Annotated in this window: 34 protein-coding genes; 3 read left to right on the forward strand and 31 right to left on the reverse strand. The window is 65.9% G+C overall.

Annotation, left to right across the window (positions count from 1 at the left end; all coding sequences use genetic code 11):
• The first annotated feature begins 49 nt into the window (after window positions 1–49).
• Entirely contained in the window at window positions 50–1,798 is a 1,749-nt protein-coding gene (gene poxB, locus ACWPV3_RS13080; RefSeq protein ID WP_453978142.1) for a ubiquinone-dependent pyruvate dehydrogenase, read from the forward strand.
• Between the two features lie 81 nt (window positions 1,799–1,879).
• On the opposite strand, the gene rplQ is transcribed toward poxB, so the two are convergent.
• From rplQ to rpsJ, 28 genes are all read right to left on the reverse strand, one after another.
• Window positions 1,880–2,299, reverse strand: a complete 420-nt coding sequence (rplQ, locus tag ACWPV3_RS13085) for a 50S ribosomal protein L17 (RefSeq protein WP_313454738.1) — start codon at window positions 2,297–2,299, stop codon at window positions 1,880–1,882.
• Between the two features lie 109 nt (window positions 2,300–2,408).
• Window positions 2,409–3,428: a DNA-directed RNA polymerase subunit alpha gene (locus ACWPV3_RS13090; RefSeq protein WP_292088320.1), complete on the reverse strand. Its 1,020-nt coding sequence runs from the start codon at window positions 3,426–3,428 to the stop codon at window positions 2,409–2,411.
• A 94-nt stretch (window positions 3,429–3,522) separates the two neighbouring features.
• A complete protein-coding gene (rpsK, locus tag ACWPV3_RS13095; protein ID WP_054765476.1) occupies window positions 3,523–3,912 on the reverse strand; it encodes a 30S ribosomal protein S11 in 390 nt (129 codons plus the stop codon).
• A 14-nt stretch (window positions 3,913–3,926) separates the two neighbouring features.
• A complete protein-coding gene (gene rpsM, locus ACWPV3_RS13100) occupies window positions 3,927–4,295 on the reverse strand; it encodes a 30S ribosomal protein S13 (RefSeq protein WP_054766909.1) in 369 nt (122 codons plus the stop codon).
• A 126-nt stretch (window positions 4,296–4,421) separates the two neighbouring features.
• Window positions 4,422–5,150: an energy transducer TonB gene (locus ACWPV3_RS13105; RefSeq protein WP_453978143.1), complete on the reverse strand. Its 729-nt coding sequence runs from the start codon at window positions 5,148–5,150 to the stop codon at window positions 4,422–4,424.
• 31 nt (window positions 5,151–5,181) lie between these two features.
• Window positions 5,182–5,742 (reverse strand): adenylate kinase, encoded by a 561-nt coding sequence (locus ACWPV3_RS13110; protein ID WP_292088322.1) that lies wholly within the window; start codon window positions 5,740–5,742, stop codon window positions 5,182–5,184.
• Between the two features lie 37 nt (window positions 5,743–5,779).
• Complete coding sequence (gene secY, locus ACWPV3_RS13115; RefSeq protein ID WP_453978144.1) at window positions 5,780–7,159, reverse strand: preprotein translocase subunit SecY; 1,380 nt, start codon at window positions 7,157–7,159, stop codon at window positions 5,780–5,782.
• A gap of 128 nt (window positions 7,160–7,287) precedes the next feature.
• Entirely contained in the window at window positions 7,288–7,881 is a 594-nt protein-coding gene (gene rplO / locus ACWPV3_RS13120; RefSeq protein WP_453978145.1) for a 50S ribosomal protein L15, read from the reverse strand.
• 160 nt (window positions 7,882–8,041) lie between these two features.
• Complete coding sequence (gene rpmD / locus ACWPV3_RS13125) at window positions 8,042–8,230, reverse strand: 50S ribosomal protein L30 (RefSeq protein ID WP_292088327.1); 189 nt, start codon at window positions 8,228–8,230, stop codon at window positions 8,042–8,044.
• Between the two features lie 3 nt (window positions 8,231–8,233).
• Entirely contained in the window at window positions 8,234–8,842 is a 609-nt protein-coding gene (rpsE, locus tag ACWPV3_RS13130) for a 30S ribosomal protein S5 (RefSeq protein ID WP_453978146.1), read from the reverse strand.
• A 12-nt stretch (window positions 8,843–8,854) separates the two neighbouring features.
• Entirely contained in the window at window positions 8,855–9,211 is a 357-nt protein-coding gene (gene rplR / locus ACWPV3_RS13135) for a 50S ribosomal protein L18 (protein ID WP_292088330.1), read from the reverse strand.
• A 3-nt stretch (window positions 9,212–9,214) separates the two neighbouring features.
• Window positions 9,215–9,748 (reverse strand): 50S ribosomal protein L6, encoded by a 534-nt coding sequence (gene rplF, locus ACWPV3_RS13140; RefSeq protein WP_313454547.1) that lies wholly within the window; start codon window positions 9,746–9,748, stop codon window positions 9,215–9,217.
• A 1-nt stretch (window position 9,749) separates the two neighbouring features.
• Window positions 9,750–10,148: a 30S ribosomal protein S8 gene (gene rpsH, locus ACWPV3_RS13145; RefSeq protein WP_292088333.1), complete on the reverse strand. Its 399-nt coding sequence runs from the start codon at window positions 10,146–10,148 to the stop codon at window positions 9,750–9,752.
• 15 nt (window positions 10,149–10,163) lie between these two features.
• Window positions 10,164–10,469, reverse strand: a complete 306-nt coding sequence (gene rpsN / locus ACWPV3_RS13150) for a 30S ribosomal protein S14 (protein ID WP_453978147.1) — start codon at window positions 10,467–10,469, stop codon at window positions 10,164–10,166.
• A gap of 19 nt (window positions 10,470–10,488) precedes the next feature.
• Window positions 10,489–11,049: a 50S ribosomal protein L5 gene (rplE, locus tag ACWPV3_RS13155; RefSeq protein ID WP_292177041.1), complete on the reverse strand. Its 561-nt coding sequence runs from the start codon at window positions 11,047–11,049 to the stop codon at window positions 10,489–10,491.
• Entirely contained in the window at window positions 11,049–11,357 is a 309-nt protein-coding gene (gene rplX, locus ACWPV3_RS13160) for a 50S ribosomal protein L24 (RefSeq protein ID WP_161638968.1), read from the reverse strand. Before rplX ends, rplE begins: the two co-directional genes overlap by 1 nt.
• A gap of 1 nt (window position 11,358) precedes the next feature.
• Window positions 11,359–11,727: a 50S ribosomal protein L14 gene (rplN, locus tag ACWPV3_RS13165; protein ID WP_292088341.1), complete on the reverse strand. Its 369-nt coding sequence runs from the start codon at window positions 11,725–11,727 to the stop codon at window positions 11,359–11,361.
• An 18-nt stretch (window positions 11,728–11,745) separates the two neighbouring features.
• Complete coding sequence (gene rpsQ / locus ACWPV3_RS13170) at window positions 11,746–11,988, reverse strand: 30S ribosomal protein S17 (RefSeq protein ID WP_292071425.1); 243 nt, start codon at window positions 11,986–11,988, stop codon at window positions 11,746–11,748.
• Window positions 11,989–11,998: 10 nt separating this feature from the next.
• A complete protein-coding gene (gene rpmC, locus ACWPV3_RS13175; protein WP_054765463.1) occupies window positions 11,999–12,196 on the reverse strand; it encodes a 50S ribosomal protein L29 in 198 nt (65 codons plus the stop codon).
• Entirely contained in the window at window positions 12,196–12,636 is a 441-nt protein-coding gene (gene rplP / locus ACWPV3_RS13180; RefSeq protein ID WP_453978148.1) for a 50S ribosomal protein L16, read from the reverse strand. The genes rpmC and rplP overlap by 1 nt, the downstream gene beginning before the upstream one ends.
• A 3-nt stretch (window positions 12,637–12,639) precedes the next feature.
• Window positions 12,640–13,395, reverse strand: a complete 756-nt coding sequence (gene rpsC, locus ACWPV3_RS13185; protein WP_292088344.1) for a 30S ribosomal protein S3 — start codon at window positions 13,393–13,395, stop codon at window positions 12,640–12,642.
• Window positions 13,395–13,775, reverse strand: coding sequence for a 50S ribosomal protein L22 (gene rplV / locus ACWPV3_RS13190; protein ID WP_087119316.1), 381 nt, complete (start codon window positions 13,773–13,775; stop codon window positions 13,395–13,397). Before rplV ends, rpsC begins: the two co-directional genes overlap by 1 nt.
• Before the next feature lie 3 nt (window positions 13,776–13,778).
• Window positions 13,779–14,057: a 30S ribosomal protein S19 gene (gene rpsS / locus ACWPV3_RS13195; protein ID WP_017506055.1), complete on the reverse strand. Its 279-nt coding sequence runs from the start codon at window positions 14,055–14,057 to the stop codon at window positions 13,779–13,781.
• A 2-nt stretch (window positions 14,058–14,059) separates the two neighbouring features.
• Entirely contained in the window at window positions 14,060–14,896 is an 837-nt protein-coding gene (rplB, locus tag ACWPV3_RS13200) for a 50S ribosomal protein L2 (protein ID WP_292088346.1), read from the reverse strand.
• Between the two features lie 4 nt (window positions 14,897–14,900).
• Window positions 14,901–15,203 (reverse strand): 50S ribosomal protein L23, encoded by a 303-nt coding sequence (locus tag ACWPV3_RS13205; RefSeq protein WP_087119318.1) that lies wholly within the window; start codon window positions 15,201–15,203, stop codon window positions 14,901–14,903.
• Window positions 15,203–15,841: a 50S ribosomal protein L4 gene (gene rplD, locus ACWPV3_RS13210; protein ID WP_292088348.1), complete on the reverse strand. Its 639-nt coding sequence runs from the start codon at window positions 15,839–15,841 to the stop codon at window positions 15,203–15,205. The genes ACWPV3_RS13205 and rplD overlap by 1 nt, the downstream gene beginning before the upstream one ends.
• Window positions 15,841–16,590: a 50S ribosomal protein L3 gene (rplC, locus tag ACWPV3_RS13215; RefSeq protein WP_292088350.1), complete on the reverse strand. Its 750-nt coding sequence runs from the start codon at window positions 16,588–16,590 to the stop codon at window positions 15,841–15,843. Before rplC ends, rplD begins: the two co-directional genes overlap by 1 nt.
• Window positions 16,591–16,611: 21 nt before the next feature.
• Entirely contained in the window at window positions 16,612–16,917 is a 306-nt protein-coding gene (gene rpsJ / locus ACWPV3_RS13220) for a 30S ribosomal protein S10 (RefSeq protein ID WP_003164367.1), read from the reverse strand.
• A gap of 527 nt (window positions 16,918–17,444) precedes the next feature.
• Here rpsJ and ACWPV3_RS13225 point away from each other — a divergent pair.
• Window positions 17,445–18,191, forward strand: coding sequence for an outer membrane protein (locus tag ACWPV3_RS13225; protein WP_313454252.1), 747 nt, complete (start codon window positions 17,445–17,447; stop codon window positions 18,189–18,191).
• A 154-nt stretch (window positions 18,192–18,345) separates the two neighbouring features.
• Here the strand turns inward: ACWPV3_RS13225 and ACWPV3_RS13230 are convergent, their stop codons facing one another.
• The 3 genes from ACWPV3_RS13230 to ACWPV3_RS13240 form a co-directional block, all read right to left on the reverse strand.
• Window positions 18,346–19,236 carry a GIN domain-containing protein gene (locus ACWPV3_RS13230; RefSeq protein ID WP_312733428.1) on the reverse strand — a complete coding sequence of 297 codons (891 nt, stop codon included), beginning with the start codon at window positions 19,234–19,236 and terminating at the stop codon, window positions 18,346–18,348.
• Window positions 19,237–19,350: 114 nt separating this feature from the next.
• A complete protein-coding gene (locus ACWPV3_RS13235) occupies window positions 19,351–20,262 on the reverse strand; it encodes a transcriptional regulator (RefSeq protein ID WP_313454253.1) in 912 nt (303 codons plus the stop codon).
• Between the two features lie 11 nt (window positions 20,263–20,273).
• Complete coding sequence (locus ACWPV3_RS13240) at window positions 20,274–21,434, reverse strand: GNAT family N-acetyltransferase (protein WP_313454254.1); 1,161 nt, start codon at window positions 21,432–21,434, stop codon at window positions 20,274–20,276.
• Window positions 21,435–21,609: 175 nt separating this feature from the next.
• Between ACWPV3_RS13240 and ACWPV3_RS13245 the strand changes: the two genes are divergently transcribed.
• Window positions 21,610–21,771: a hypothetical protein gene (locus ACWPV3_RS13245; protein WP_292088357.1), complete on the forward strand. Its 162-nt coding sequence runs from the start codon at window positions 21,610–21,612 to the stop codon at window positions 21,769–21,771.
• Window positions 21,772–21,811: the final 40 nt, after the last annotated feature.

A 21,811-nucleotide genomic window follows, 5' to 3' on the forward strand; every position in this document is an offset into this window, starting at 1 on the left:
GCGGCCTCCCCCTGCCCCGTCGCGGCGCCTCACCGAAAGGGATGTCCGCATGAGCCTGTTGTCTCGCAAATCCGCGCCGCGCACCGTAGCCGATCTGATCGTCGCCACCCTGCACAACGCCGGCGTCCAGCGTATCTGGGGCGTGACGGGCGACAGTCTGAACGGTCTGAACGACAGCCTGCTGCGCTCGGGCGAGATCGACTGGATGCATGTCCGCCATGAAGAGGTCGCCGCCTTCGCCGCGGGCGCCGAGGCGGCCTTGACCGGCGATCTGGCCGTCTGCGCCGGCAGCTGCGGGCCGGGCAATCTGCACCTGATCAACGGCCTGTACGACTGTCAGCGCAACCATGTGCCGGTCCTGGCCATCGCCGCCCATATTCCGTCCAGCGAGATCGGCCTCAGCTACTTCCAGGAGACCCATCCGACCGAACTGTTCCGCGAGTGCAGCCATTTCTGCGAAATGGTTCAGGACGCCCGCCAGATGCCCGAGATCCTGCACCGGGCCATGCGCACCGCCATCGGCAAGAAGGGCGTTGCCGTCCTGGTCATTCCCGGCGACGTGTCGTTGCAGGCCGTGCCGGACGGCGCCTCGGCCGACTGGCCGCCCCTGGCCCAGCCGCGCCTGTCGCCCGACCACGGCGCAGTCGAGCAGTTGGCCGACATCCTCAACGACTCAAAGGCCGTGACCCTGCTGTGCGGCTCGGGCGTCGCCGAGGCTCATGACGAGGTCGTGGCCCTGTCTCAGACGTTGAGGGCGCCGATCGTCCACGCCTTTCGCGGCAAGGAGTGGATCGAATGGGATAATCCCAACGATGTCGGCATGACCGGCCTGATCGGCTTCTCTTCCGGCTATCACGCGATGATGGAGTGCGACACCCTGCTGATGCTGGGTACGGACTTCCCCTATCGAAACTTCTATCCGACGAAGGCGCGGATCGTTCAGGTGGACAGCGACCCCGGCGCCCTGGGCCGTCGCGCGCCCCTGACCCTGGGCGTGGTCGGCGACGTGCGCGAAACGATCGCGGCCCTGACGCCCCGGCTGGACCATGATCGTAACGACAGCTTCCTGAACGCGGCGCGCAAACACTATGTCGAGGCGCGCAAGGGCCTGGACGAACTGGCGACCCCGCGCGACGGCGACCAGCCCCTGCATCCCCAGTTCGTGGCCAGGACGCTGGACGCCGTGGCGGCGGACGACGCCGTCTTCACCGTCGATGTCGGCACGCCGGCCGTCTGGGCCGCTCGCTATCTGAGGATGAACGGGCGGCGGAGGCTGATCGGCTCGTTCAACCATGGCTCGATGGCCAACGCCCTGCCCCAGGCCCTGGGCGCCAAGGCGGCGATGCCCGAGCGGCAGGTCGTGTCCCTGTCCGGCGACGGCGGCCTGACCATGCTGATGGGCGACCTGCTGACCGCCGTGCAGATGAAGCTGCCGATCAAGATCGTCGTCTTCAACAACGGCACTCTGGGCTTTGTGGAGCTGGAGCAGAAGGCCGCCGGCTATCTGGACGCCAATGTCGATCTGCAAAACCCGGACTTCGCGGCCGTCGCGCGCGACATCGGCTTCTTCGGCGTGCGCGTCACACGATCGGACGCCCTGGAGGACGCCCTGCGCCAGGCCCTGGCCCATGACGGCCCGGCGCTGGTCGATGTCGTCACCGCCCGCCAGGAACTGGCTATGCCGCCCAAGATCAAGGCCGAACAGGCCAAGGGCTTCAGCCTGTTCGCCATGCGCGCGGTGATGAGCGGACGCGGCGACGAACTGGTCGAACTGGCCAGGACCAACCTGCTACGCTGAGCCCGTCTGCGACCAAGCAAAAGGGCGGCCGGATCGCTCCGGCCGCCCTTTCGGCGTTCAGTGTCGAATGGAACGAGAGGCTTAGGCCTCGTCTTCGCCTTCGTAGGCCAGGACCGGACCGGAGTCCTTGCCCTTGGCTTCGACGTCACGGTCGACGAACTCGATCACGGCCATCGGGGCGTTGTCGCCGTGGCGGAAGCCCGCCTTCATGATGCGGATATAGCCGCCGTTACGTTCGGCGTAACGCGGGCCGAGCGTTTCGAACAGCTTGCCGACCTGCGGCACGTCGCGGACCTGGCTGATGGCCTGACGACGCGCGTGCAGATCGCCCTTCTTGGCCAGCGTGACCAGCTTCTCGACGAAGGGACGCAGTTCCTTGGCCTTGGGCAGGGTCGTGGTGATTTGCTCGTGCTTGATCAGCGAGGCGGCCATGTTGGCGAACATGGCGGTGCGGTGGCTGGTCGTGCGACCGAGTTTACGATGGGCGGCGCCGTGGCGCATCTGGGTCTCTCCTACTCCGGGCCCGGTATCTCCTGATCGGAGACCTAGGCCCGTAATCTTCTAACCGCCCCGACATTCTCCCCGAGAGGAGACGGGCGGAGGGTTGAACTTAGATCTGGTCGTCGAACTTCTTGGCCAGATCTTCGATGTTTTCGGGCGGCCAGTTCGGCACGTCCATGCCGAGGCTGAGGCCCATCGTCGCGAGAACTTCCTTGATCTCGTTCAGCGACTTGCGGCCGAAGTTCGGGGTGCGAAGCATTTCGCCCTCGGTCTTCTGGATCAGGTCGCCGATGTAGACGATGTTGTCGTTCTTCAGGCAGTTGGCCGAACGGACCGACAGCTCCAGCTCGTCCACCTTCTTGAGCAGCGCCGGGTTGAAGGGCAGGTCGGGCTTGCCGTCCGACTGCTCGACAGCCTTCTTGGGCTCTTCGAAGGTGATGAAGATCTGCAGTTGGTCCTGCAGGATGCGCGCGGCGTAGGCCACGGCGTCCACCGGCGTGACGGCGCCGTTGGTTTCCACTTCGAGCAGCAGCTTGTCGTAGTCCAGCGACTGGCCCTGGCGGGTCGGCTCGACGCGATAGGCGACGCGCTTGACCGGCGAATACAGGGCGTCGACGGCGATCAGGCCGATCGGCGCGTCTTCCGGGCGGTTCAGTTCGGCGGCGACATAGCCCTTGCCGTTCTGGACGGTCAGCTCCATGCGGATCGAGGCGCCGTCGTCCAGGGTGCAGATGACGTGATCGGGGTTCAGAACCTCGATGTCCGCCGGCACGTCGATCTGGCCGGCCGTCACCGCGCCGGGGCCGGTGGCGCGCAGGGTCATGCGCTTGGGGCCCTCGGCGTGCATGCGCAGCGCCAGTTGCTTGATGTTCAGGACGATGTCCACGACGTCTTCTCGAACGCCTTCCAGCGAGGAGAATTCGTGCACGACGCCGTCGATCTGGATGGCCGTGACCGCCGCGCCTTGCAGCGAGGACAGCAGAACGCGACGCAGCGCGTTGCCGAGCGTCACGCCGAAGCCGCGCTCCAGGGGTTCGGCCACCAGACGCGCCTTGCGTTGCGCGTCCGAACCGGTTTCCACCTGCGGCTTCTCGGGACGGATCAGCTCTTGCCAGTTTCTTTCGATCATTTTGTCCCTCGAACGGGTTTCGTCGGCTCCGGCCTTGTCGACGAGGCCATGGTGGAGCCGACGGAGATTGGGGGTGCCTGGAACGAAGTCGCGATCAGACGCGACGACGCTTGGGCGGACGGCAACCGTTGTGCGGCATCGGCGTGACGTCGCGGATAGTGGTGATCGTCAGACCGACGGCCTGCAGGGCGCGCAGAGCCGATTCACGGCCGGATCCCGGACCCGAAACATTGACTTCCAGCGTCTTCAGGCCGTGTTCCTGGGCCTTCTTGCCGGCGTCTTCCGCCGCCATCTGGGCGGCGTACGGGGTGGACTTACGCGAGCCCTTGAAGCCCATGTGGCCGGCCGACGACCAGGAAATCGCGTTTCCTTGCGCGTCGGTGATCGTCACCATGGTGTTGTTGAAGCTGGCGTTCACATGGGCGACGCCCGACGTGATGTTCTTGCGTTCGCGGCGCTTTACGCGACCCGGTTCCTTGGCCATCGGTCAGCTCTCTCTTACTTCTTCTTGCCGGCGATCGGCTTGGCCGGACCCTTGCGGGTGCGAGCGTTGGTGTGGGTACGCTGACCGCGGACCGGCAGGCCCTTGCGGTGACGCAGGCCGCGATAGCAGGCCAGGTCCATCAGACGCTTGATGTTCATCGAGGTTTCGCGGCGCAGGTCGCCTTCCACCGTATAGTCGCGGTCGATCGTCTCGCGGATCGACAGGACTTCGGCGTCCGTCAGCTGGTTCACGCGACGGGCGGCTTCGATGCCGACCTTTTCGGTGATGTCCTTGGCGGCGGCGGGGCCGATGCCATGGATGTACTGAAGCGCGATCTCCACGCGCTTGTTGGTCGGGATGTTGACGCCAGCAATACGGGCCACGAAATTCTCCAGATACGCGTTAGTCAGACGCAACAAACGCTCCGGTCAACAGACCAGGAGCGTGGCGCCCTTCGCGGGAAGGCGCCCTTATACAGATGATTCACCGGGCGTCAACGTCTGAGGCGCTCAGCGCGGTGGACGCCCGAAATCGACCCCGACCGTGACCTGCTGGCCCTCCACCGGACGGCCGTTCTCTATCGGAGGCTGGAAACGGAACAGGCCCGACACCGCCAGGCCGGCCTGACCGAAGCCCAGGCCGAGCGGCGTCTCGCGCACCACGCGGCAGCCGTCCAGACGAGTGTCCAGCCGGATCCGGCACGACAACTCGACCCGGCCGTAGCGGCTGCGGGCGCCGGGCGGATGGTTGGCGCGGACCTGCCCCATCGTCGGGCCTGTGATCAGGCGCGGGCCGCTGGAGCCGCTGCCCGGACCGTCACCCGCGCCGACGCCCTCGCCCTGACCCGTCCCCTGCCCGCCCTGGCCGAAGCCTGGCTGAGACGACGGCGCGGGCGCGACGCCGACCACGGGCGCGGGCGTCGGCGCGGGCTTGGGCGGGGCAGGCAGTTCGCGCGGCTGCTGAACCTTGGGCGGCGGGGGGATGTTGACCTTGGAGGGCGCGGCCGGCGCGCCGCCGCCGCTGACCGGGGCCGGCGGCCGCGGAATCGGCGGGGGCGGATCGTACAGCACGACTTCGAAGGGCCGGTTTTCGACCACGGCGACCTCGGGGGCGCGCCCCTTCACCTGGCCCAACAGCAGGAACAGGCCGATCTCCAGAGCGGCCACGCCAAGGAAGATCGCAGGCGCGCGCCAGCGACGCAGAGGGCGTGAGGTTTCGGCAGGCGCGGTATCGGACATCGGAGCTTTCAACGCCCGACGCCGGATTTGGTCACGCCAGCGCTTCGTCGATGGCCCTGGCCACGGATTCGATCGCGCCCATGCCGTCCACCTCGGTCAGCTTCCCCTGCCCTTCATAATAGGGCAGCAGTGGCGCGGTGTTGCGGTTGTAGGCGTCCAGGCGAACCTTGAAGGAGTCCGGATTGTCGTCGGGACGCCCCTGTTCGGCGAACCGTTTGGCGATCCGGTCGGTCAAGGCGGCGTCGTCGACCTTCAGCCGCACCACGGCGTCGATCTGGGCGCCGCGCTGGGCCAGCATGGCGTCCAGGGCCTCGGCCTGGGCGACTGTGCGGGGGAAGCCGTCGAAGATGGCGCCACCGGCGGCCTCGGCCTCGGGCAAGCGATCCTCGATCAGGGCGATGACGATCTCGTCCGTGACCAGATCGCCGCGCGCCAGCACGTCCTTGACCTTGAGCCCCAGTTCCGAGCCCGAGGCGATGGCCGCCCGCAGCATGTCGCCGGTGGAGAGCTGGACCATGCCCTTCTCTTCCACCAGCCGCTTGGCCTGGGTGCCCTTGCCCGCCGCGGGCGGTCCGAACAGGATCAAGTTCACGCTTCAGCTCCCCCTAGACGTCTTCAACCCGCTGCGATCAGCGACGCACCGGCGTGGGCGCGCCACGACCGCCACGACCGCGCAGCTTGGCCTTCTTGATCAGCCCCTCGTACTGGTGCGCCAGCAGTTGCGACTGAATCTGGGCCACAGTGTCCATCGTGACCGACACCACGATCAAGATCGACGTGCCGCCAAAATACAAGCTGTTGCCGAACTGGCTGACGATGAACTCAGGCAGCAGGCAGACGGCGGTGATATAGGCCGCGCCGATCACCGTCAGGCGGGTCAGGACATAGTCCAGATACTCCGCCGTGCGCTTGCCCGGACGGATGCCCGGCAGGAAGCCGCCGTACTTGCGCAGGTTCTCGGCCGTCTCCTCCGGGTTGAAGGTGATCGAGGTGTAGAAGAAGCAGAAGAAGATGATCAGGGCGGCGTAAAGCACCATGAACAGGGGCTGACCGTGCGTCAGTTGCGCCGTCACCAGCGGCAACCAGCTCAGCCAGCTGGGCAGGTCGGCGCCCGCCGTCATGGTCGCCACAGTGGTCGGCAGCATCAAGAGCGACGAGGCGAAGATCGGCGGAATGACGCCGGCGGTGTTGACCTTCAACGGGAGGAACGAACGCTCCCCGCCCGCCATGCGATTGCCTTCCTGGCGCTTCGGATACTGGATCAGCAGGCGGCGCTGGGCGCGCTCCATGAAGACGATGAAGACGACCACGGCCACGGCCATCACGGCGATGAACAGCAGGGCGAAGGGCGACATCTGACCCTGCTGAGCCAGGCCCAGCAAGCGCACGATGGTGGACGGCAGGACCGCCACGATACCGGCGAAGATGATCAGCGAAATGCCGTTGCCGACGCCGCGCGCCGTCACCTGCTCACCCAACCACATCAGGAACATGGTGCCGCCGGTCAGGGTCACGACCGTCGAGACGATGAAGAAGATCCCGGGGTTGTCGACAAGGCCGGCTTGGGCGTTCAGGCCCGCCGCGATGCCGAAGGACTGCGCCAGCGCCAGGAACACCGTCAAATAGCGGGTGTACTGGTTCAACTGCTTGCGACCGCTTTCGCCGCCTTCCTTCTTCAGCTTCTCCCAGGGCGGATACACCGTGCCCATCAGCTGCACGATGATCGACGCCGAAATGTACGGCATCACGTTCAAGGCGAAGATGGCCATCCGTTCGACGGCGCCGCCCGAGAACATGTTGAACATGTCCAGGATGCCGCGCTGACCCGAAGGGTCTTGGAAGAACTGCAGGAAGGCCTGCGAATTGATGCCCGGGATCGGCACATAGGTGCCGATGCGATAAACCAGCAGGGCGCCCAGCGTGAACAGCAGGCGCTTGTGCAGCTCGGTCGCTTTCGCGAACGAGCCCATGTTCATATTGGCGGCGAGTTGTTCTGCGGCCGAAGCCATCTATGCGTCCCCACGACTAAGAGAGTCGTCAGATAGGCGGAAAGCGGCCCCCATGCGAGGGCCGCTTCCGTTCTTTCGTCGTCGTCGGTGTAATCAGGTCACGGCCTGACGCCGCGACGACGGTGTGATCAGGCCTTGGCGGCGGCGCGCTTGGCGCGGGCCGAGACCTTGTTGGCGTCGCCCTTGGGCGCCTTGGCGGCCGGAGCCTTGCCCTTGGCGGCGTTGCGCTTTTCGATGCGCGCGGCGGCCTTGGCTTCAGCTTCGATGCGCTGTTCGACGACCGAACCGCCGGCGGCTTCGATGGCCTTCTTGGCGCCGGCCGTGGCCGACCAGACGACCAGGTTCAGCTTGGCCTTGATCTCGCCGGTGCCCAGCAGGCGCACGCCGTCCTTGACGCGACGGATCACGCCGGCGGCGACCAGGGCGTCGCCCTTGATTTCCGCCTTGGCGTCCAGCTTGCCGGCGTCGATGGCGTCCTGCAGACGCCACAGGTTCACTTCGGCCAGCTTCAGGGCGTTCGGGTTGTTGAAGCCGCGCTTGGGCATGCGCATGTACAGCGGCATCTGACCGCCTTCGAAGCCCAGCAGGCTGACGCCAGTGCGCGACTTCTGGCCCTTGACGCCGCGACCGGCCGTCTTGCCCTTGCCCGAACCGGGGCCACGGCCGACCCGCATGCGCTTCTTGTGCGCGCCTTCGTTGTCGCGGATTTCGTTCAGTTTCATATGCCTGATCCTTTCGGGTTCTAGCGCCCGGACATGACCTCGGGGAACGAGGCGACCGGACTCGGCTTGGAAAAAATGAAGGGCCGCTCATAGGCGACCCTCGAAACATAAGCAAGATGCGAAACGCCCTCCCCCGGTGTTCCGAAGGAGGGCGAAAGGCTTACTTTTCGACCACTTCCACCAGATGGTGGACCTTGGCGATCATGCCGCGAACCGAAGGGGTGTCCTCCAGGGTCGATTCACGACCCATACGGTTCAGGCCCAGGCCCATCAGAGTGGCGCGCTGGTCGTTCTTGCGGCGGATCGGCGAACCGATCTGCTTGACGGTGACGGTCTTCTTCTCGGCCATGACTTAGGACTCCACGGCTTCGGGCGCCGAGGCGCCGTCGTTGCGACGGCCCATCAGATCGGCGACCTTCTTGCCGCGCTTCGAGGCCACCTGACGGGGCGACGACTGGACCTTCAGAGCTTCGAAGGTGGCGCGGATCATGTTGTAGGGGTTCGACGAGCCGGTCGACTTGCCCACGACGTCCTGGACGCCCAGGGTTTCGAGGACCGCACGCATCGGACCGCCCGCGATGACGCCGGTGCCGGGAGGCGCCGCGCGCATCATGATCTTGCCGGCGCCCCAACGGCCGTTGCCGTCGTGGTGCAGGGTGCGGTTCTCGCGCAGCGGAACCTTGATCATTGTCTTCTTGGCTTCCTCGGTCGCCTTGCGGATGGCTTCCGGCACTTCGCGCGCCTTGCCATGACCGAAGCCGACGCGGCCCTTGCCGTCGCCGACGACCATCAGGGCCGCGAACGAGAAACGACGACCGCCCTTCACGGTGGCGGCGACGCGGTTGATGTGAACCAGCTTTTCGACGATGTCCGAATCCGGGCCCTCGACAGCAGGAGCGTTGCGGTTGTCACGACGGTTGCGATCGTTGCCGCCGCCGCCGCGTTGGGGTTGTTGCGCCATCTGTCGCGTCCCTTAGAAGTTCAGGCCGGCTTCACGCGCGGCTTCCGCCAGCGCCTTCACCCGTCCGTGATAGATGTATTCGCCCCGGTCGAAGACGACGTCCTTGACGCCCTTCTCGATGGCGCGTTCGGCGATCAGCTTGCCGATGGCCGAGGCCGCGGCGACATCCGATCCCTTGGCGCCCTTGCCGCCTTCCAGCGACGAGGCGGCGGCGATCGTGACGCCCTTGGCGTCGTCGATGATCTGCGCCGAGATGTTCTTGTCCGAGCGGTAGACCGACAGACGCAGACGACCGTTGGCGACGGCCTTCAGGCGGCGACGGGTGCGCTCGGCGCGGCGCTTGGCTTGTTGTCGAAGAGAAAGAGCCATGACTTACTTCTTCTTGCCTTCCTTGCGACGCACGGTCTCGCCGGCGTAACGGACGCCCTTGCCCTTGTAGGGCTCCGGCGGACGCAGCTTGCGGATGACGGCGGCGATCTGACCGACGGCTTGCTTGTCCGCGCCCGAGATCTTGATCTCGGTCTGCTTGGGAACAGCGAAGCTGACGCCGGCCGGCGGGTTGATGTCGACTTCGTGCGAGAAGCCCAGCTGCAGCGACAGGGCGTCGCCCTTCATCGCGGCGCGGTAGCCCACGCCGACCAGCTCCAGCGACTTTTCGAAGCCCGAGGTGACGCCGACGACCATGTTGTCGACCAGGGTCCGCGACAGGCCCCACATCGCGCGGGCGCGCGGCGTGTCCTGACGCAGGGCCAGCGACAGTTCGTCGCCTTCCTGCTTGACTTCGATCTCTTCGGCGACGGTCCAGGCGCGTTCGCCCTTGGGACCCTTGACCGTGACGTTCTGGCCGTCGAGCGTGACAGTCACGCCCTTCGGCACGGCGATGGTTTTCTTGCCAATACGGGACATATCAGTAGACCCTGCAGAGGACTTCGCCGCCGACATTGGCGTCGCGCGCGGCGGCGTCGGACATGACGCCCTTCGAAGTCGAGAGGATCGAGATGCCGAGGCCGTTTTTGACGGGCTTCAGATCGCCGATCGCGGAGTAGACGCGGCGGCCCGGCTTGGACACGCGCGCGATCTCGGCGATGACGGGCTGACCGTCGAAGTACTTCAGCTCGATCTCGAACTGCGGAAACTCACCCGGGTTCTGAACCAGGCTGTAGCCGCGGATGTAGCCTTCGTCCTGCAGCACGTCCAGGACGCGCTGGCGCAGACGGGAGGCCGGGGTCAGCACCTTGGAACGCTTGCGGGTCGCCGCGTTCTTGATGCGAGCGATCATGTCGCTCAGGGGATCGTTGATCATCATGTCTGTTCGCTCCCCTTACCAGCTCGACTTGGTCAGGCCGGGGATTTGCCCCAGGTTGCCCAGTTCGCGCAGCGCGATCCGGCTCATCTTGAGCTTGCGGTAGAACGCCCGCGGACGGCCCGTGACTTCGCAACGGTTGCGAATGCGGGTCGGCGCGGAGTTGCGCGGCAGCTCGGCCAGCTTCAGGCGCGCATCGAAACGCTCCTCCAGCGGCAGGTTTTCATCGTTGGCGATCGCCTTCAGGGCGGCCCGCTTCGCGGCATACTTCGCAACCAGGGCCTTGACGGCTTCGTTGCGGTTTACGGCGCTCTTCTTAGCCATTGTTCTCTTCCCTTCCCGCTCAGTTCTTCACGAACGGGAACTTGAACTCGGTGAGGAGAGCCTTGGCTTCCTCATCGGTCTTGGCCGTGGTGCAGACGACAATGTCCATGCCCCACATCTGGTCGATCTGGTCGTAGTTGATTTCCGGGAACACGATGTGTTCCTTCAGACCGGTGGCGTAGTTGCCGCGACCGTCGAAGGACGAACCCTTCAGACCGCGGAAATCTTTCACGCGCGGCAGCGCGATCGTGATGAACCGGTCCAGGAACTCGTACATCTGGTCGCCGCGCAGCGTGACCTTGCCGCCGATGACCATGCCTTCGCGCAGCTTGAAGCCGGCGATGGAGTTACGGGCCTTGGTCGGCACGGCCTTCTGGCCAGCGATGGCCGTCAGATCCTTGAGGGCCGCATTGACCTTCTTGGAGTCCGCGACGGCTTCGCCGACGCCCATGTTCAGGACGATCTTGTCCAGCTTGGGCACCTGCATTTCGTTCGTGTAGCCGAACTTGGTCTTCATCTCCGCGCGAATGCGGTTCTGATAGTCCGTCTTCAGGCGGGGGGTGTATTTCTCGGTCGCCATCAGATGACGTCTCCCGTCGTCTTGGCGATGCGGACCTTCTTGTCCCCATCGATCTTGAAGCCGACGCGGGTCGCCTTGCCGTTGGCGTCGGCGATCGCGACGTTCGACAGGTGAAGCGAGGCTTCCTTGTTCTTGATGCCGCCTTGCGGGTCAGCCTGGCTCGGGCGCGTGTGGCGCTGAACCATGTTGACGCCTTCGACGAGGACGCGGTTTTCGGAAGGCAGGACCTTCAGCACGTTGCCCGTGCGGCCCTTGTCCTTGCCGGTGAGGACGACGACGCGGTCGCCCTTCTTGATCTTGGCGGCCATGTTACAGGACCTCCGGAGCCAGCGAGATGATCTTCATGTGGTTCTTGGCGCGCAGCTCGCGCGGAACCGGGCCGAAGATGCGGGTGCCGACCGGCTCGTTCGCCTTGTTGACGATGACGGCGGCCGACTTGTCGAAACGGATGACCGAGCCATCCTTGCGTTGGATGTCCTTGGCGGTGCGCACGACGATGGCGCGAACGACGTCGCCCTTCTTCACGCGGCCACGCGGGATGGCTTCCTTCACGGAGGCGACGATGGTGTCGCCGATCGAGGCGTAGCGGCGCTTGGAGCCGCCCAACACCTTGATGCACATGACCCGGCGAGCGCCCGAATTATCGGCCACGTCCAGGTTAGTTTGCATCTGGATCATAAGATCAGATCCTTCTGATTACGAGGCCGAGGCCGGGGAAAGAACTTCCCAGCGCTTCAGCTTGGACTTCGGGGCGCACTCGACGATGCGAGCGATGTCGCCGACCTTGAGCGCGTTGGCTTCGTCGTGCGCGTGATACTTCTTCGAAAGACGCACGGTCTTCTTCAGAACGGGGTGCAGCAGGGTACGCTCCACCTTCACGACGACGGTCTTTTCGCCCTTGTCGGACACGACCACGCCTTCGAGAATTCGCTTGGGCATCTTCGTTTCCTTACGAGGCCGCACGCTTCTCGCGCAGAAGCGTCGAGATGCGGGCGATGTCTTTGCGCACTTCACCCACGCGGTGGGTCTTTTCCATTTGGCCAGTGGCCGCCTGGAAGCGCAGGTTGAACTGTTCCTTCTTGAGCTTCAGCAGCTCGTCGGCCAGTTGGTCGGTCGTCTGAGACCGCAGATCGGCGATCTTGGTCATTACGCGGCTTCCTCAACGTGAACGACGCCGGCGTCGATACGGGTCACGACCTTGGTGCGGACCGGCAGCTTGGCGGCGCCGAGACGGAGCGCTTCGCGGGCGATGTCGTCCGGAACGCCGTCGATTTCAAACAGGATGCGGCCAGGGTGGCAGCGCGCGGCCCAGTGGTCCACGGCGCCCTTGCCCTTGCCCATCCGGACCTCGGCCGGCTTGCCCGTGACGGGCAGGTCGGGGAAGACGCGGATCCAGACGCGGCCCTGACGCTTCATCTGGCGGGTGATCGCGCGGCGGGCCGCTTCGATCTGACGCGCGGTGATGCGCTCGGGCTCCAGCGTCTTCAGGCCGTACGACCCGAAGTTCAGCGAGAAGCCGCCCTTGGCCGAGCCGTGGATGCGGCCCTTGAAGGCCTTGCGGTACTTGGTCTTCTTCGGTTGCAACATGACTTAGTTCTCACGTCCCCGGTCGCGACGCGGACCGCGGTCGCCACGGGGGCCGCCGCGTTCGCGGCCTTCGTTCGAGGACGGACCCGAGGCTTCCTGGGCCCAACGCTTGTCCTGCGCCATGGGATCGTGCTCCAGCACTTCACCCTTAAAGACCCAGACCTTCACGCCGATGATGCCGTAGGTCGTCTTGGCTTCGTAGAAGCCGTAGTCGATGTCGGCGCGCAGCGTGTGAAGCGGCACGCGACCTTCGCGATACCATTCCATACGCGCGATTTCCGCGCCGCCCAGACGACCCGAGACGTTCATCCGGATGCCCTTGGCGCCCAGACGCATGGCCGACTGCATGGCGCGCTTCATGGCGCGACGGAAGGCCACGCGGCGTTCCAGCTGCTGCGCGATGTTCTCGGCGATCAGCTGGGCGTCGGTTTCCGGCTTGCGGACCTCGATGATGTTCAGGTGAACTTCACCCTCGGTGCGGGCCTGAATGTCCTTGCGCAGCTTCTCGATGTCCGCGCCCTTCTTGCCGATCACGACGCCCGGACGGGCGGCGTAGATGGTGATGCGGCACTTCTTGTGCGGGCGCTCGATGATGATGCGCGACACGCCGGCGGCCGACAGGCGTTCCTTCAGCCACTCGCGCAGCTTCAGGTCCTGGTGCAGCAGGCGAGCATAGTCGGCGCCGCCGGCGAACCAGCGGCTGTCCCACGTGCGGTTCACGCCGAGGCGCAGACCGACCGGATTGATTTTCTGTCCCATCAGGCGGCCTCGCCGGCTTCGCGGACCACGATGGTGATCTCGCTGAACGGTTTCAGGATGCGCGACGAGCGACCACGAGCGCGGCTCGCGAAACGCTTCATCACCAGGTTCTTGCCCACGAAGGCCTCGGCGACGACCAGGTTGTCGATGTCGAGGTTGTGGTTGTTCTCGGCGTTGGAGATCGCCGAATACAGGACCTTGCGGACGTCGCCGGCGATGCGCTTACGGCTGAATTCCAGCTCGTTCAGCGCCTTCTGAACCGGCATGCCGCGGATCGAGGCGGCAACCAGGTTCAGCTTTTGCGGGCTGATCCGCACGTTCACCAGCTTGGCGCGGGCTTCGGTCGAACCGACGCGGCGCGTGTTCTTGGTCTGGGCCATCGGTTACTTCCTCTTGGCCTTCTTGTCCGCCGCGTGGCCCGGGAAGTTCCGGGTCGGGGCGAACTCGCCGAGCTTCATGCCGACCATCTCTTCCGAGACCGACACGGGCACATGCTTCTGGCCGTTATGGACGCCGAACGTCAGACCGACGAACTGCGGCAGGATGGTGGAGCGGCGCGACCAGGTCTTGATCACGTCCTTGCGGCCCGACGATTGAACGGCGTCGGCCTTCTTGAGCAGATACCCGTCGACAAACGGGCCTTTCCAGGAGGAGCGGGCCATTCTTAGCGAGCCTTCTTAACGTGGCGGGTACGGATGATGTACTTGTCCGTAGCCTTGTTCTTACGGGTACGGGTGCCCTTGGTGTCCTTACCCCACGGCGTGACGGGGGTGCGACCACCAGAGGTCCGGCCTTCACCACCACCATGCGGGTGGTCGATCGGGTTCATGGCGACGCCGCGAACGTGCGGACGCCAGCCCATGTGACGCTTGCGACCGGCCTTGCCCAGGTTCTGGTTCATGTGGTCGGGGTTCGAAACCGCGCCAACCGTGGCGATGCAGCTGTCCAGGACCATGCGCAGTTCGCCCGAGCCGAGGCGGATCTGGGCGTAACCCTGATCGCGGCCGACCAGCTGGGCGTAGGCGCCGGCCGAACGGGCCAGCTGGGCGCCCTTGCCGGGCTTCATCTCGATGTTGTGGATGATCGTACCCACCGGCATCGAACGAAGCGGCATGGCGTTGCCGGGCTTCACGTCGGTCTTTTCGCCCGCCACGATCGTGTCGCCCGCCTTCAGGCGTTGCGGCGCGATGATGTAGGTCTTCTCACCGTCGGCATACGTCACCAGGGCGATGAAGGCCGTGCGGTTCGGGTCGTATTCCAGACGCTCGACCGTGCCGACCACGTCCCACTTGCGACGCTTGAAGTCGATCTTGCGGTACAGGGTCTTGGCGCCGCCGCCGCGGAAGCGGACCGCGATGCGACCGCCCTGCCCGCGTCCGCCCGACTTGGTCAGGCCTTCGGTCAGCGACTTTTCCGGACGGCCCTTGTGGAGTTCCGAACGGTCGACCAGCACGAGGGCGCGACGGCCCGGCGAAGTCGGATTGTAGGTTTTCAAGGCCATCTGATCAGAGCCCCGTGGTCACGTCGATCGACTGGCCTTCGGCCAGCGTCACGATAGCTTTTTTGATGTCGACGCGACGACCCAGGATGCCCCGGAAGCGCTTGGTCTTGCCCTTTTGAACCAGGGTGTTGACCTTGACGACGTTGACTTTGAACAGGCTTTCGACCGCTGCGGCGATCTCGTCCTTGGAGGCCGTGTCCGCAACGCGGAAGACGACCTTGTTCTGCTCCGACAGGATCGTGGCCTTTTCGGTGATCACCGGGGCCAGGATGGTGTCGTAGTGCTTGGCGGTAGGTTGAGCGGCCATTACGCGGCTTCCTTATCGCTGAAGCGGGCTTCGATCGCCTCGACGGCGGCCTTGGTCAGCACCAGCTTGTCCGCGCGCAGGATGTCATAGACGTTCAGGCCGGCGTTCGGCAGCACGTCGATGTGCGGGATGTTGCGTGCGGCCAGGCCGAAGTTCGTGTCGACTTCCGGACCCGCGATGATGAGCGCCTTGGTCCAGCCCAGCTTGCCGAACGTCTCGCGCAGGGCGGCCGTCTTGGCTTCCTTGACCGAGACGGTGTCGACCAGGATCAGGTCGCCGGACTTGGCCTTGGAGGACAGGGCGTGACGCAGGGCCAGGGCGCGGATCTTCTTCGGCAGCGAGAAGCCGTGGTCACGGACAACCGGACCAAAGGCGCGCGAACCGCCGACGAACTGGGGCGCACGGCGCGAACCGTGACGAGCGCCGCCGGTGCCCTTTTGCTTGTACATCTTCTTGCCCGTACGAGAATTCTCGTTGCGGGTTTGAACCTTGTGCGTGCCGGCGCGGCGCTTGGCCAGTTGCCAGTTCACGGTGCGGGCCAGGATGTCGCCGCGGATGTCGGCGATGCCGAAGACGGCATCCGACAGGTCCAGGTCGCCAGCGGCCTTGCCGTCGAGTTTGATGACAGAGAGTTTCATTACGCTTCACCGCCTTCGGTCGCTTCGACCGGGGCTTCTTCAGCCGGGGTCGAGGCGGGTTGAGCAGCAGCCTTGGCCGACTTGACGGCGCCCGGGAACGGGGCGTCGGCCGGACGGGCCTTCTTGATGGCGTCGCGAACCTTGACGTAGCCGCCGTCGTGACCCGGGACAGCGCCCTTGATCAGGATCAGGCCGCGCTCGGCGTCCACGCGGACGACGGTCAGGTTCTGGGTGGTGACGGTTTCCGCGCCATAGTGACCGGCCATCTTCTTGCCGGGGAAGGTGCGGCCCGGGTCCTGACGGTTACCCGTCGAACCGTGCGAACGGTGCGAGATCGACACGCCGTGCGTGGCGCGCAGACCGCCGAAGTTCCAGCGCTTCATGGCGCCGGCGAAACCCTTACCGATGGTCTCGCCCTGGATGTCCACCTTCTGGCCCACGACGAAGTGTTCGGCCGACAGTTCGGCGCCCACGTCCAGCAAACCGTCCGCATCGACGCGGAACTCGGTGACATAGGCCTTGGGCTCGACTTCCGCCTTGGCGAAGGTCTCGCGTTGAGCCTTGTTGGTGTTCTTAGCCTTCTTCGCGCCAGCGCCCAGCTGGAGAGCGACGTATCCGTCACGCTCCTGGGTACGTTGGCCGACGACCTGGCAGCCGTCGAGCTGCAGCACAGTGACCGGAACGTGCGCGCCGTCTTCGGCGAACACGCGGGTCATGCCCAGCTTCTTGGCGATCACGCCCGTGCGCATCGGATCCCGCCTCTTTCTACTTTAAATCTTGATCTCGACGTCCACGCCGGCGGACAGGTCGAGCTTCATGAGCGCGTCCACGGTCTGCGGGGTGGGGTCGACGATGTCGAGCACGCGTTTGTGCGTGCGGATTTCAAACTGCTCACGCGACTTCTTATCGACGTGCGGCGAGCGGTTCACGGTGAACTTTTCGATCAGGGTCGGCAGCGGAATCGGACCACGGACGGTGGCGCCGGTGCGCTTGGCGGTGTTGACGATCTCGCGCGTCGAAAAATCGAGGACGCGGTGATCAAAGGCCTTGAGCCTGATGCGGATGCTTTGATCCATATCGGTGCTTACTTCCAATGCGGTCGGAGGACCGCGTCCCTGTGAACCATTTCAAAGACCGAAGGCCTTCGGGCACGAGGCCCTCAGGAAACGCAAATCCGCAAAAACGATCGGCCCACGCAGTCGCCCGCGAAGGCCGTTGAAGTCCCAAGAAGCTGCAAAGAACAGTGACTTAGGTCGTTCTTGCGAACCGCGTCTGCACCGAAGTGCACAGCCGGTCCAACAAGAGTGGCGGCTTATGCCTGCCGATTCCGCTTTCGTCAAGCGCCGAAACCGGCCGGCGGGACTTTCCCCTTTCCGACCGCCGCGTCTGTCACCGGCGCCCAAATATGAGCCCGTCTTAATCCCTTGCCTCGGGCCGCCCTCACTAGCGACACATTCCCGCCACAAGACGTGGCCGATGCGCCACACGGCGGTTGCAAGACACTTATGTAACGGCGGTTTAATGCTCAGTTTCGCGGCAATGGGTTAGCAGGCCGCCTCCCCGGACCCCCATCCGAGGAACAGACTGCTAAGGAAAAAACAAAATGAAGACGATCCTCCTCGCCACGGCTGCCGCCGCCACCCTGATCGCCGCTCCGGCCTTCGCTCAAGAGTCGGTCGGTTCGGTCGGCCTGGGCTACACCCACACCGACACCGACGGCTTCAAGACCGACGGCGCGACCCTGGACGGCGTGACCGCCATGAAGGTCGCTCCGGAATGGACCGTGACCCTGAACGGTGCGGTCGCCTATTCGGACAGCGACCTGGGCGATGACACGGTCGGCGCCGCCGCCGCCCACCTGACCAAGACCTTCGGTTCCGACCTGCGCGCGGGCGGTTTCGTCGGCGTGTCGGACATCGGCGGCGAGAACTATTTCTCGGTCGGCGGTGAAATGCAGAAGTACCTGGCCTCCGCCACCCTGACCGGCGTCGTGGCCTACACCGACCTGGACGGTTCGGCCGCCTGGACCATCGGCGGCGACGCCGCCTACTACGTCAACCCGTCGCTGCGCCTGAACGCCGGCGTGTCGTACAACAACGTCGACGTCGACACCTTCGGCAAGGTCGACGCCTGGGCCTATGGCGTCGGCGCCGAGTACCAACTGGACAACAGCCCGATCAGCCTGTTCGGCGGTTATCAGCGCGTCTCGTTCAACGATGTCGATCTGGACTCCGACAACTTCACCATCGGCGCGCGCTACAACTTCGGCGGCGCGCTGCAGACGCTGGATCGCGCCGGCGCCAACCTGGGCCGCACCCTGGCCGGTCTGCCCGGCATCCGCGGCTTCTAATCCCGAAGCCGGTTCGCACCGGAAGACAAGAAGGCCCCGGCGGAGCGATCCGCCGGGGCTTTTTCGTGCTCGCACTCCAGGACGTCCGCCCATGCGAAAAGGCCCCCGGGGTTCCGCGACCGGGGGCCTTCCTCGCGCGGCGAGCGTTCGGGTCTTATCGCCCGATTATGACGGTTCCCGATCCGACGATGGAGCGCGACACCGACCCGGTGGCGGCTCCCACCCGGACGTCGCCGGAGCCGGCGATGCTGGCGCTGAGGTCGCGCGTGGTCCCGCCATATCGAACATTGCCCGAGCCCCCGATGGCGACCGATAGCCTTTCCAGCTGGCCGTCGCGGATGGTCACGTCGCCGGACCCGCCTATGGAGACGTCGCCCCGGCCGCGCGCGCTGGCCACCGTCACCGCGCCCGAGCCGCCCACCGCCGCACGCAGATTGCCCGTCGCTCCGGCCGAGATCGAACCTGATCCGCCGACGCTGGCTTGCAGCGCGCGCGAGGTCCCCGCCCGGATGGAGCCCGAGCCGCCCACCGCCAGCTCGACGTCGCCGTCCACGTTGGCGACGTTCCAGTTGCCGCAGCCGCCGTTGCTCAGTTCGACCGAGCGCGCGTCCCGGCCGATCGCGCCGAACACGGCGCCGCCAGCGTTCAGGTCCACGTCGCGCGGCGTGCGCAGGATGATCATCGGCGCGTCCTCCAGCCGGATTCGCCCCAGGTCGCGGACCTCGACCGTGGCGCCTTGTCCCGGCTGGGCGGCGTCGGCGCGGCCGCTGTTGCAACTCCGGATGCTGTCCGATCCGCCCCACAGGCGGTTGCGGCCCAGACCACCGTCGATCTCGACATCGCGACCGTTGCGGCGAACCTGGATCGCCGGCAGGCGAGATCGGCCCTGCTGGACCTCCACCGCCACATCCTGACGATCCTCGGCGATCACGACCACGCGGGCCACGGCGTTGCGAATCTTGACCTCGGCGGCCGAGGCGGGCGCAGCGACAGTCAGGCCCGTCAAGGCGGCGGTCGCTGCGGCGGCGATCAATGCGAGTTTCATGAGAGTTTCCCTTCCCGTGTCTGAGGGAAAGGTGCCCGGCCCGCCGGACGAAGTCATTTTAACTTCAGGTCATGAACGCGATTTAACGCGCGGGCCGGCCCACGCCCCAGGACCTCAGGACGCCGTCAGCGCGCCCGCCCCGTCCGCCGCCCCGACCTGGGGTTCGAAGTCGCGTTCGAAATGGGCGATCCGGCTCTTCATCGCCCCGGCCTTCTTCAGCGCCAGCGACGCGGCCCAACGCGCCGCCAGTTCCGGCGTCGTCATGCCGTCGGTGAAGCGCGGCCTGCCGCCCCGACTGCGGATCACCGCATTGGTGAATAGCGCCCCGTTCCGGAACCGCGAGGGCCAGGTCTGGAAATCCATCGACAGGCTGACGCAGAAGCGGTCCAGGTTCTCCACCCGGTGCGGCGCATACAGCGGCCAGGTCAGCGCCCGCCCCGGCTCCAGGTCCATGACCTGGGCGTCGTTCTCGAACGCCAGCGCATAGGGCAGTTCCTCGGTCGTCTGGCGCGCGACCACCTGCTCCATGTTCCGCTCCGGCAGGTGCCGCTCGTCGCCCGGATAGATGAACAGCCGCTTGCGCCCGCGCAGGTGGAACAGCACCACCCCGGCCGCATCGAAATGATAGGGCACCCGCGCCTTGGGCGACGACAGGATCAACTGCCCCGCGTTCCGCACCGCCCGCATGCCCGGATAGGTCGCCTGGATGGCCGCGAAGTCCTTCATCGCCGCCGCCCACAGTTCGGGCCAGCCGCGTTCGACCTCGCGCAGATTGACCCACAGCCGTCCCTGTTTGATCGCTTCCAGCAGGTCCTCGCCCGACAGCCGCCCGCGCGCCCCGGTCCGTAGGGACACCTGCCCCGCGTCGTCGAAGTCGTACAGATTGATGTCGAACAGTTCGGCCGGATAGCGGTCCAGAACCGCCGCCAGGGCCGCGTCCTCGGCGAAGCCCTGCTCCACCAGCGTATGCGGATGGTCCCTGGCCTCGGCGATCGGGCCGGGATAGCGGGTGCGGCGGTCGGTCATGAACGGTCCTCTCAGGCGTGCGCCACGCGCGCGGTCGTCTTTTTTGCAGCGGTCGCCTTGCGGGCCAGGGCGCCCGCCGCCACCGCCGCACCGCGCACCTGTCCGGCCGCCGTCGGCTCGCACGCCTCGATAGTGGACCAGCGCCGGCGCAGAGAGGTGCGCAACGCCTCGCCCTTTCCACCGACCCGGCTCAGCGTCGCCGCCGCCAGGTCGCCCAGTGTCTGACCGAGGCCCGGCCGAACCACGATGGCCTCGCGCACCGTCTGGCGCGCGTTGACGAAGTACTTCTTGTAGGTCTCGCCCTCGAAACCGAAGTCGAACACGCGGAAGCCTTCCGCCGCCGCCAGCCGCATCGTGTCCATGCTCAGCAGTATGCCCGGCGAACACCGCGCCAGCGCCGGCTCATAGACCGGGAACCAGAAATGGTAGTGCCGTCCGGCGTACAGAGAGAACTCGACCGCCACCAGCTTGTCGCCCGCGTGCATGGCCGCCATCGAGGCGCCGAAGTCCGCACGCGGATCGGCCATCAGCGCCTGCAACAGATCGCGTGTCCAGCCACAGGCGAAGATGTCGTGCAGGCCCGAACGCCGATACTGCGCCGCCTTCAGTTCGATCAACCGGTCCAGCATGTCGGGATCGCGCAAGGCCCGCTCGACCCGGATCGGACCCAGTTCGGCCTCCAGGCTGCGGCGCGCCCGCTCCTTGTCCTTGAAATACTTGCCATAGGTCGCGCGGCGCTCGGCGTACCAGGCGTCATAGCCGCTGTCCGGCATGACCACCTGCACGGTCTGGCGGGCGCATCCGGCCTCGCCCGCGCCGATCCAGCCGGGCACGCTCAAACGACTGGCCTTCAACAGGCGCGCGACCTCTTCCAGGCTGATCGTCTCTTCCGCCGGGGCGATCACGCCATGATAGTCGTTCATCGGTGCGCCCAGCGGCTGCACCGCGCGCCCACGCCGCTGGAAGGGGAAGAACCCCACGATCCGCCCGTCGCGCCGGAACACCGCCAGCGCCGCCCCCGGGCAGACGCGCCCGGCGATCTCGGCGTAATCCCAGCGGAAATAGGGACTGGTGAGGGTCGGGTTCGTCGCCGTCCACTCCCGCCACAGGGCGATCCCGGCGGCGTCCAGCGCCTCCGTCCTGATGATCTCGACCTTTAGAATGTCGGGCATGGGCGTCCTAAACGGACCTGGCGTCGCCAAGTCAAATCCAGCCTCCATCCTGCCCGATCCGCCGTTTCGTTAGGGTTCACCGGCATGGTGAACAGCTGTTGACGACCAGGGATGGGAGCCGCCGCCGCCCGCGCGCGTTCCCTGTTCAATCTCAACCTTCGCCGGAAACGCCCTCATGACCGATCCTCGCCCCGACGACCGCGCCGTCGAGAACGAAAACCAGCGCCCCGACAGCGACGGCCAACCCCCGCGTCCGGCGACAGAACCAAAAGGCTCCAAGGGCTCCAGCAACTCGGGCGAGACCGCGACCGACCCCGCCACCGGCGAGGAAAACTGATCCCGCCCGACCCGCCTCCCTATTCGCCATCTGAAAGCTC

This window comes from Brevundimonas sp. Marseille-Q4549 (assembly GCF_976940555.1).

Bases quoted from the DNA above. Each gene is read 5' to 3' on its own strand.
- poxB (WP_453978142.1), top strand. From the start codon at position 50: ATGAGCCTGTTGTCTCGCAAATCCGCGCCGCGCACCGTAGCCGATCTG.
- rplQ (WP_313454738.1), bottom strand. From the start codon at position 2,299: ATGCGCCACGGCGCCGCCCATCGTAAACTCGGTCGCACGACCAGCCAC.
- ACWPV3_RS13090 (WP_292088320.1), bottom strand. From the start codon at position 3,428: ATGATCGAAAGAAACTGGCAAGAGCTGATCCGTCCCGAGAAGCCGCAG.
- rpsK (WP_054765476.1), bottom strand. From the start codon at position 3,912: ATGGCCAAGGAACCGGGTCGCGTAAAGCGCCGCGAACGCAAGAACATC.
- ACWPV3_RS13105 (WP_453978143.1), bottom strand. From the start codon at position 5,150: ATGTCCGATACCGCGCCTGCCGAAACCTCACGCCCTCTGCGTCGCTGG.
- secY (WP_453978144.1), bottom strand. From the start codon at position 7,159: ATGGCTTCGGCCGCAGAACAACTCGCCGCCAATATGAACATGGGCTCG.
- rplO (WP_453978145.1), bottom strand. From the start codon at position 7,881: ATGAAACTGAACGAAATCCGCGACAACGAAGGCGCGCACAAGAAGCGC.
- rpmD (WP_292088327.1), bottom strand. From the start codon at position 8,230: ATGGCCGAGAAGAAGACCGTCACCGTCAAGCAGATCGGTTCGCCGATC.
- rpsE (WP_453978146.1), bottom strand. From the start codon at position 8,842: ATGGCGCAACAACCCCAACGCGGCGGCGGCGGCAACGATCGCAACCGT.
- rplR (WP_292088330.1), bottom strand. From the start codon at position 9,211: ATGGCTCTTTCTCTTCGACAACAAGCCAAGCGCCGCGCCGAGCGCACC.
- rplF (WP_313454547.1), bottom strand. From the start codon at position 9,748: ATGTCCCGTATTGGCAAGAAAACCATCGCCGTGCCGAAGGGCGTGACT.
- rpsH (WP_292088333.1), bottom strand. From the start codon at position 10,148: ATGATGATCAACGATCCCCTGAGCGACATGATCGCTCGCATCAAGAAC.
- rpsN (WP_453978147.1), bottom strand. From the start codon at position 10,469: ATGGCTAAGAAGAGCGCCGTAAACCGCAACGAAGCCGTCAAGGCCCTG.
- rplE (WP_292177041.1), bottom strand. From the start codon at position 11,049: ATGGCGACCGAGAAATACACCCCCCGCCTGAAGACGGACTATCAGAAC.
- rplX (WP_161638968.1), bottom strand. From the start codon at position 11,357: ATGGCCGCCAAGATCAAGAAGGGCGACCGCGTCGTCGTCCTCACCGGC.
- rplN (WP_292088341.1), bottom strand. From the start codon at position 11,727: ATGATCCAGATGCAAACTAACCTGGACGTGGCCGATAATTCGGGCGCT.
- rpsQ (WP_292071425.1), bottom strand. From the start codon at position 11,988: ATGCCCAAGCGAATTCTCGAAGGCGTGGTCGTGTCCGACAAGGGCGAA.
- rpmC (WP_054765463.1), bottom strand. From the start codon at position 12,196: ATGACCAAGATCGCCGATCTGCGGTCTCAGACGACCGACCAACTGGCC.
- rplP (WP_453978148.1), bottom strand. From the start codon at position 12,636: ATGTTGCAACCGAAGAAGACCAAGTACCGCAAGGCCTTCAAGGGCCGC.
- rpsC (WP_292088344.1), bottom strand. From the start codon at position 13,395: ATGGGACAGAAAATCAATCCGGTCGGTCTGCGCCTCGGCGTGAACCGC.
- rplV (WP_087119316.1), bottom strand. From the start codon at position 13,775: ATGGCCCAGACCAAGAACACGCGCCGCGTCGGTTCGACCGAAGCCCGC.
- rpsS (WP_017506055.1), bottom strand. From the start codon at position 14,057: ATGGCCCGCTCCTCCTGGAAAGGCCCGTTTGTCGACGGGTATCTGCTC.
- rplB (WP_292088346.1), bottom strand. From the start codon at position 14,896: ATGGCCTTGAAAACCTACAATCCGACTTCGCCGGGCCGTCGCGCCCTC.
- ACWPV3_RS13205 (WP_087119318.1), bottom strand. From the start codon at position 15,203: ATGGCCGCTCAACCTACCGCCAAGCACTACGACACCATCCTGGCCCCG.
- rplD (WP_292088348.1), bottom strand. From the start codon at position 15,841: ATGAAACTCTCTGTCATCAAACTCGACGGCAAGGCCGCTGGCGACCTG.
- rplC (WP_292088350.1), bottom strand. From the start codon at position 16,590: ATGCGCACGGGCGTGATCGCCAAGAAGCTGGGCATGACCCGCGTGTTC.
- rpsJ (WP_003164367.1), bottom strand. From the start codon at position 16,917: ATGGATCAAAGCATCCGCATCAGGCTCAAGGCCTTTGATCACCGCGTC.
- ACWPV3_RS13225 (WP_313454252.1), top strand. From the start codon at position 17,445: ATGAAGACGATCCTCCTCGCCACGGCTGCCGCCGCCACCCTGATCGCC.
- ACWPV3_RS13230 (WP_312733428.1), bottom strand. From the start codon at position 19,236: ATGAAACTCGCATTGATCGCCGCCGCAGCGACCGCCGCCTTGACGGGC.
- ACWPV3_RS13235 (WP_313454253.1), bottom strand. From the start codon at position 20,262: ATGACCGACCGCCGCACCCGCTATCCCGGCCCGATCGCCGAGGCCAGG.
- ACWPV3_RS13240 (WP_313454254.1), bottom strand. From the start codon at position 21,434: ATGCCCGACATTCTAAAGGTCGAGATCATCAGGACGGAGGCGCTGGAC.
- ACWPV3_RS13245 (WP_292088357.1), top strand. From the start codon at position 21,610: ATGACCGATCCTCGCCCCGACGACCGCGCCGTCGAGAACGAAAACCAG.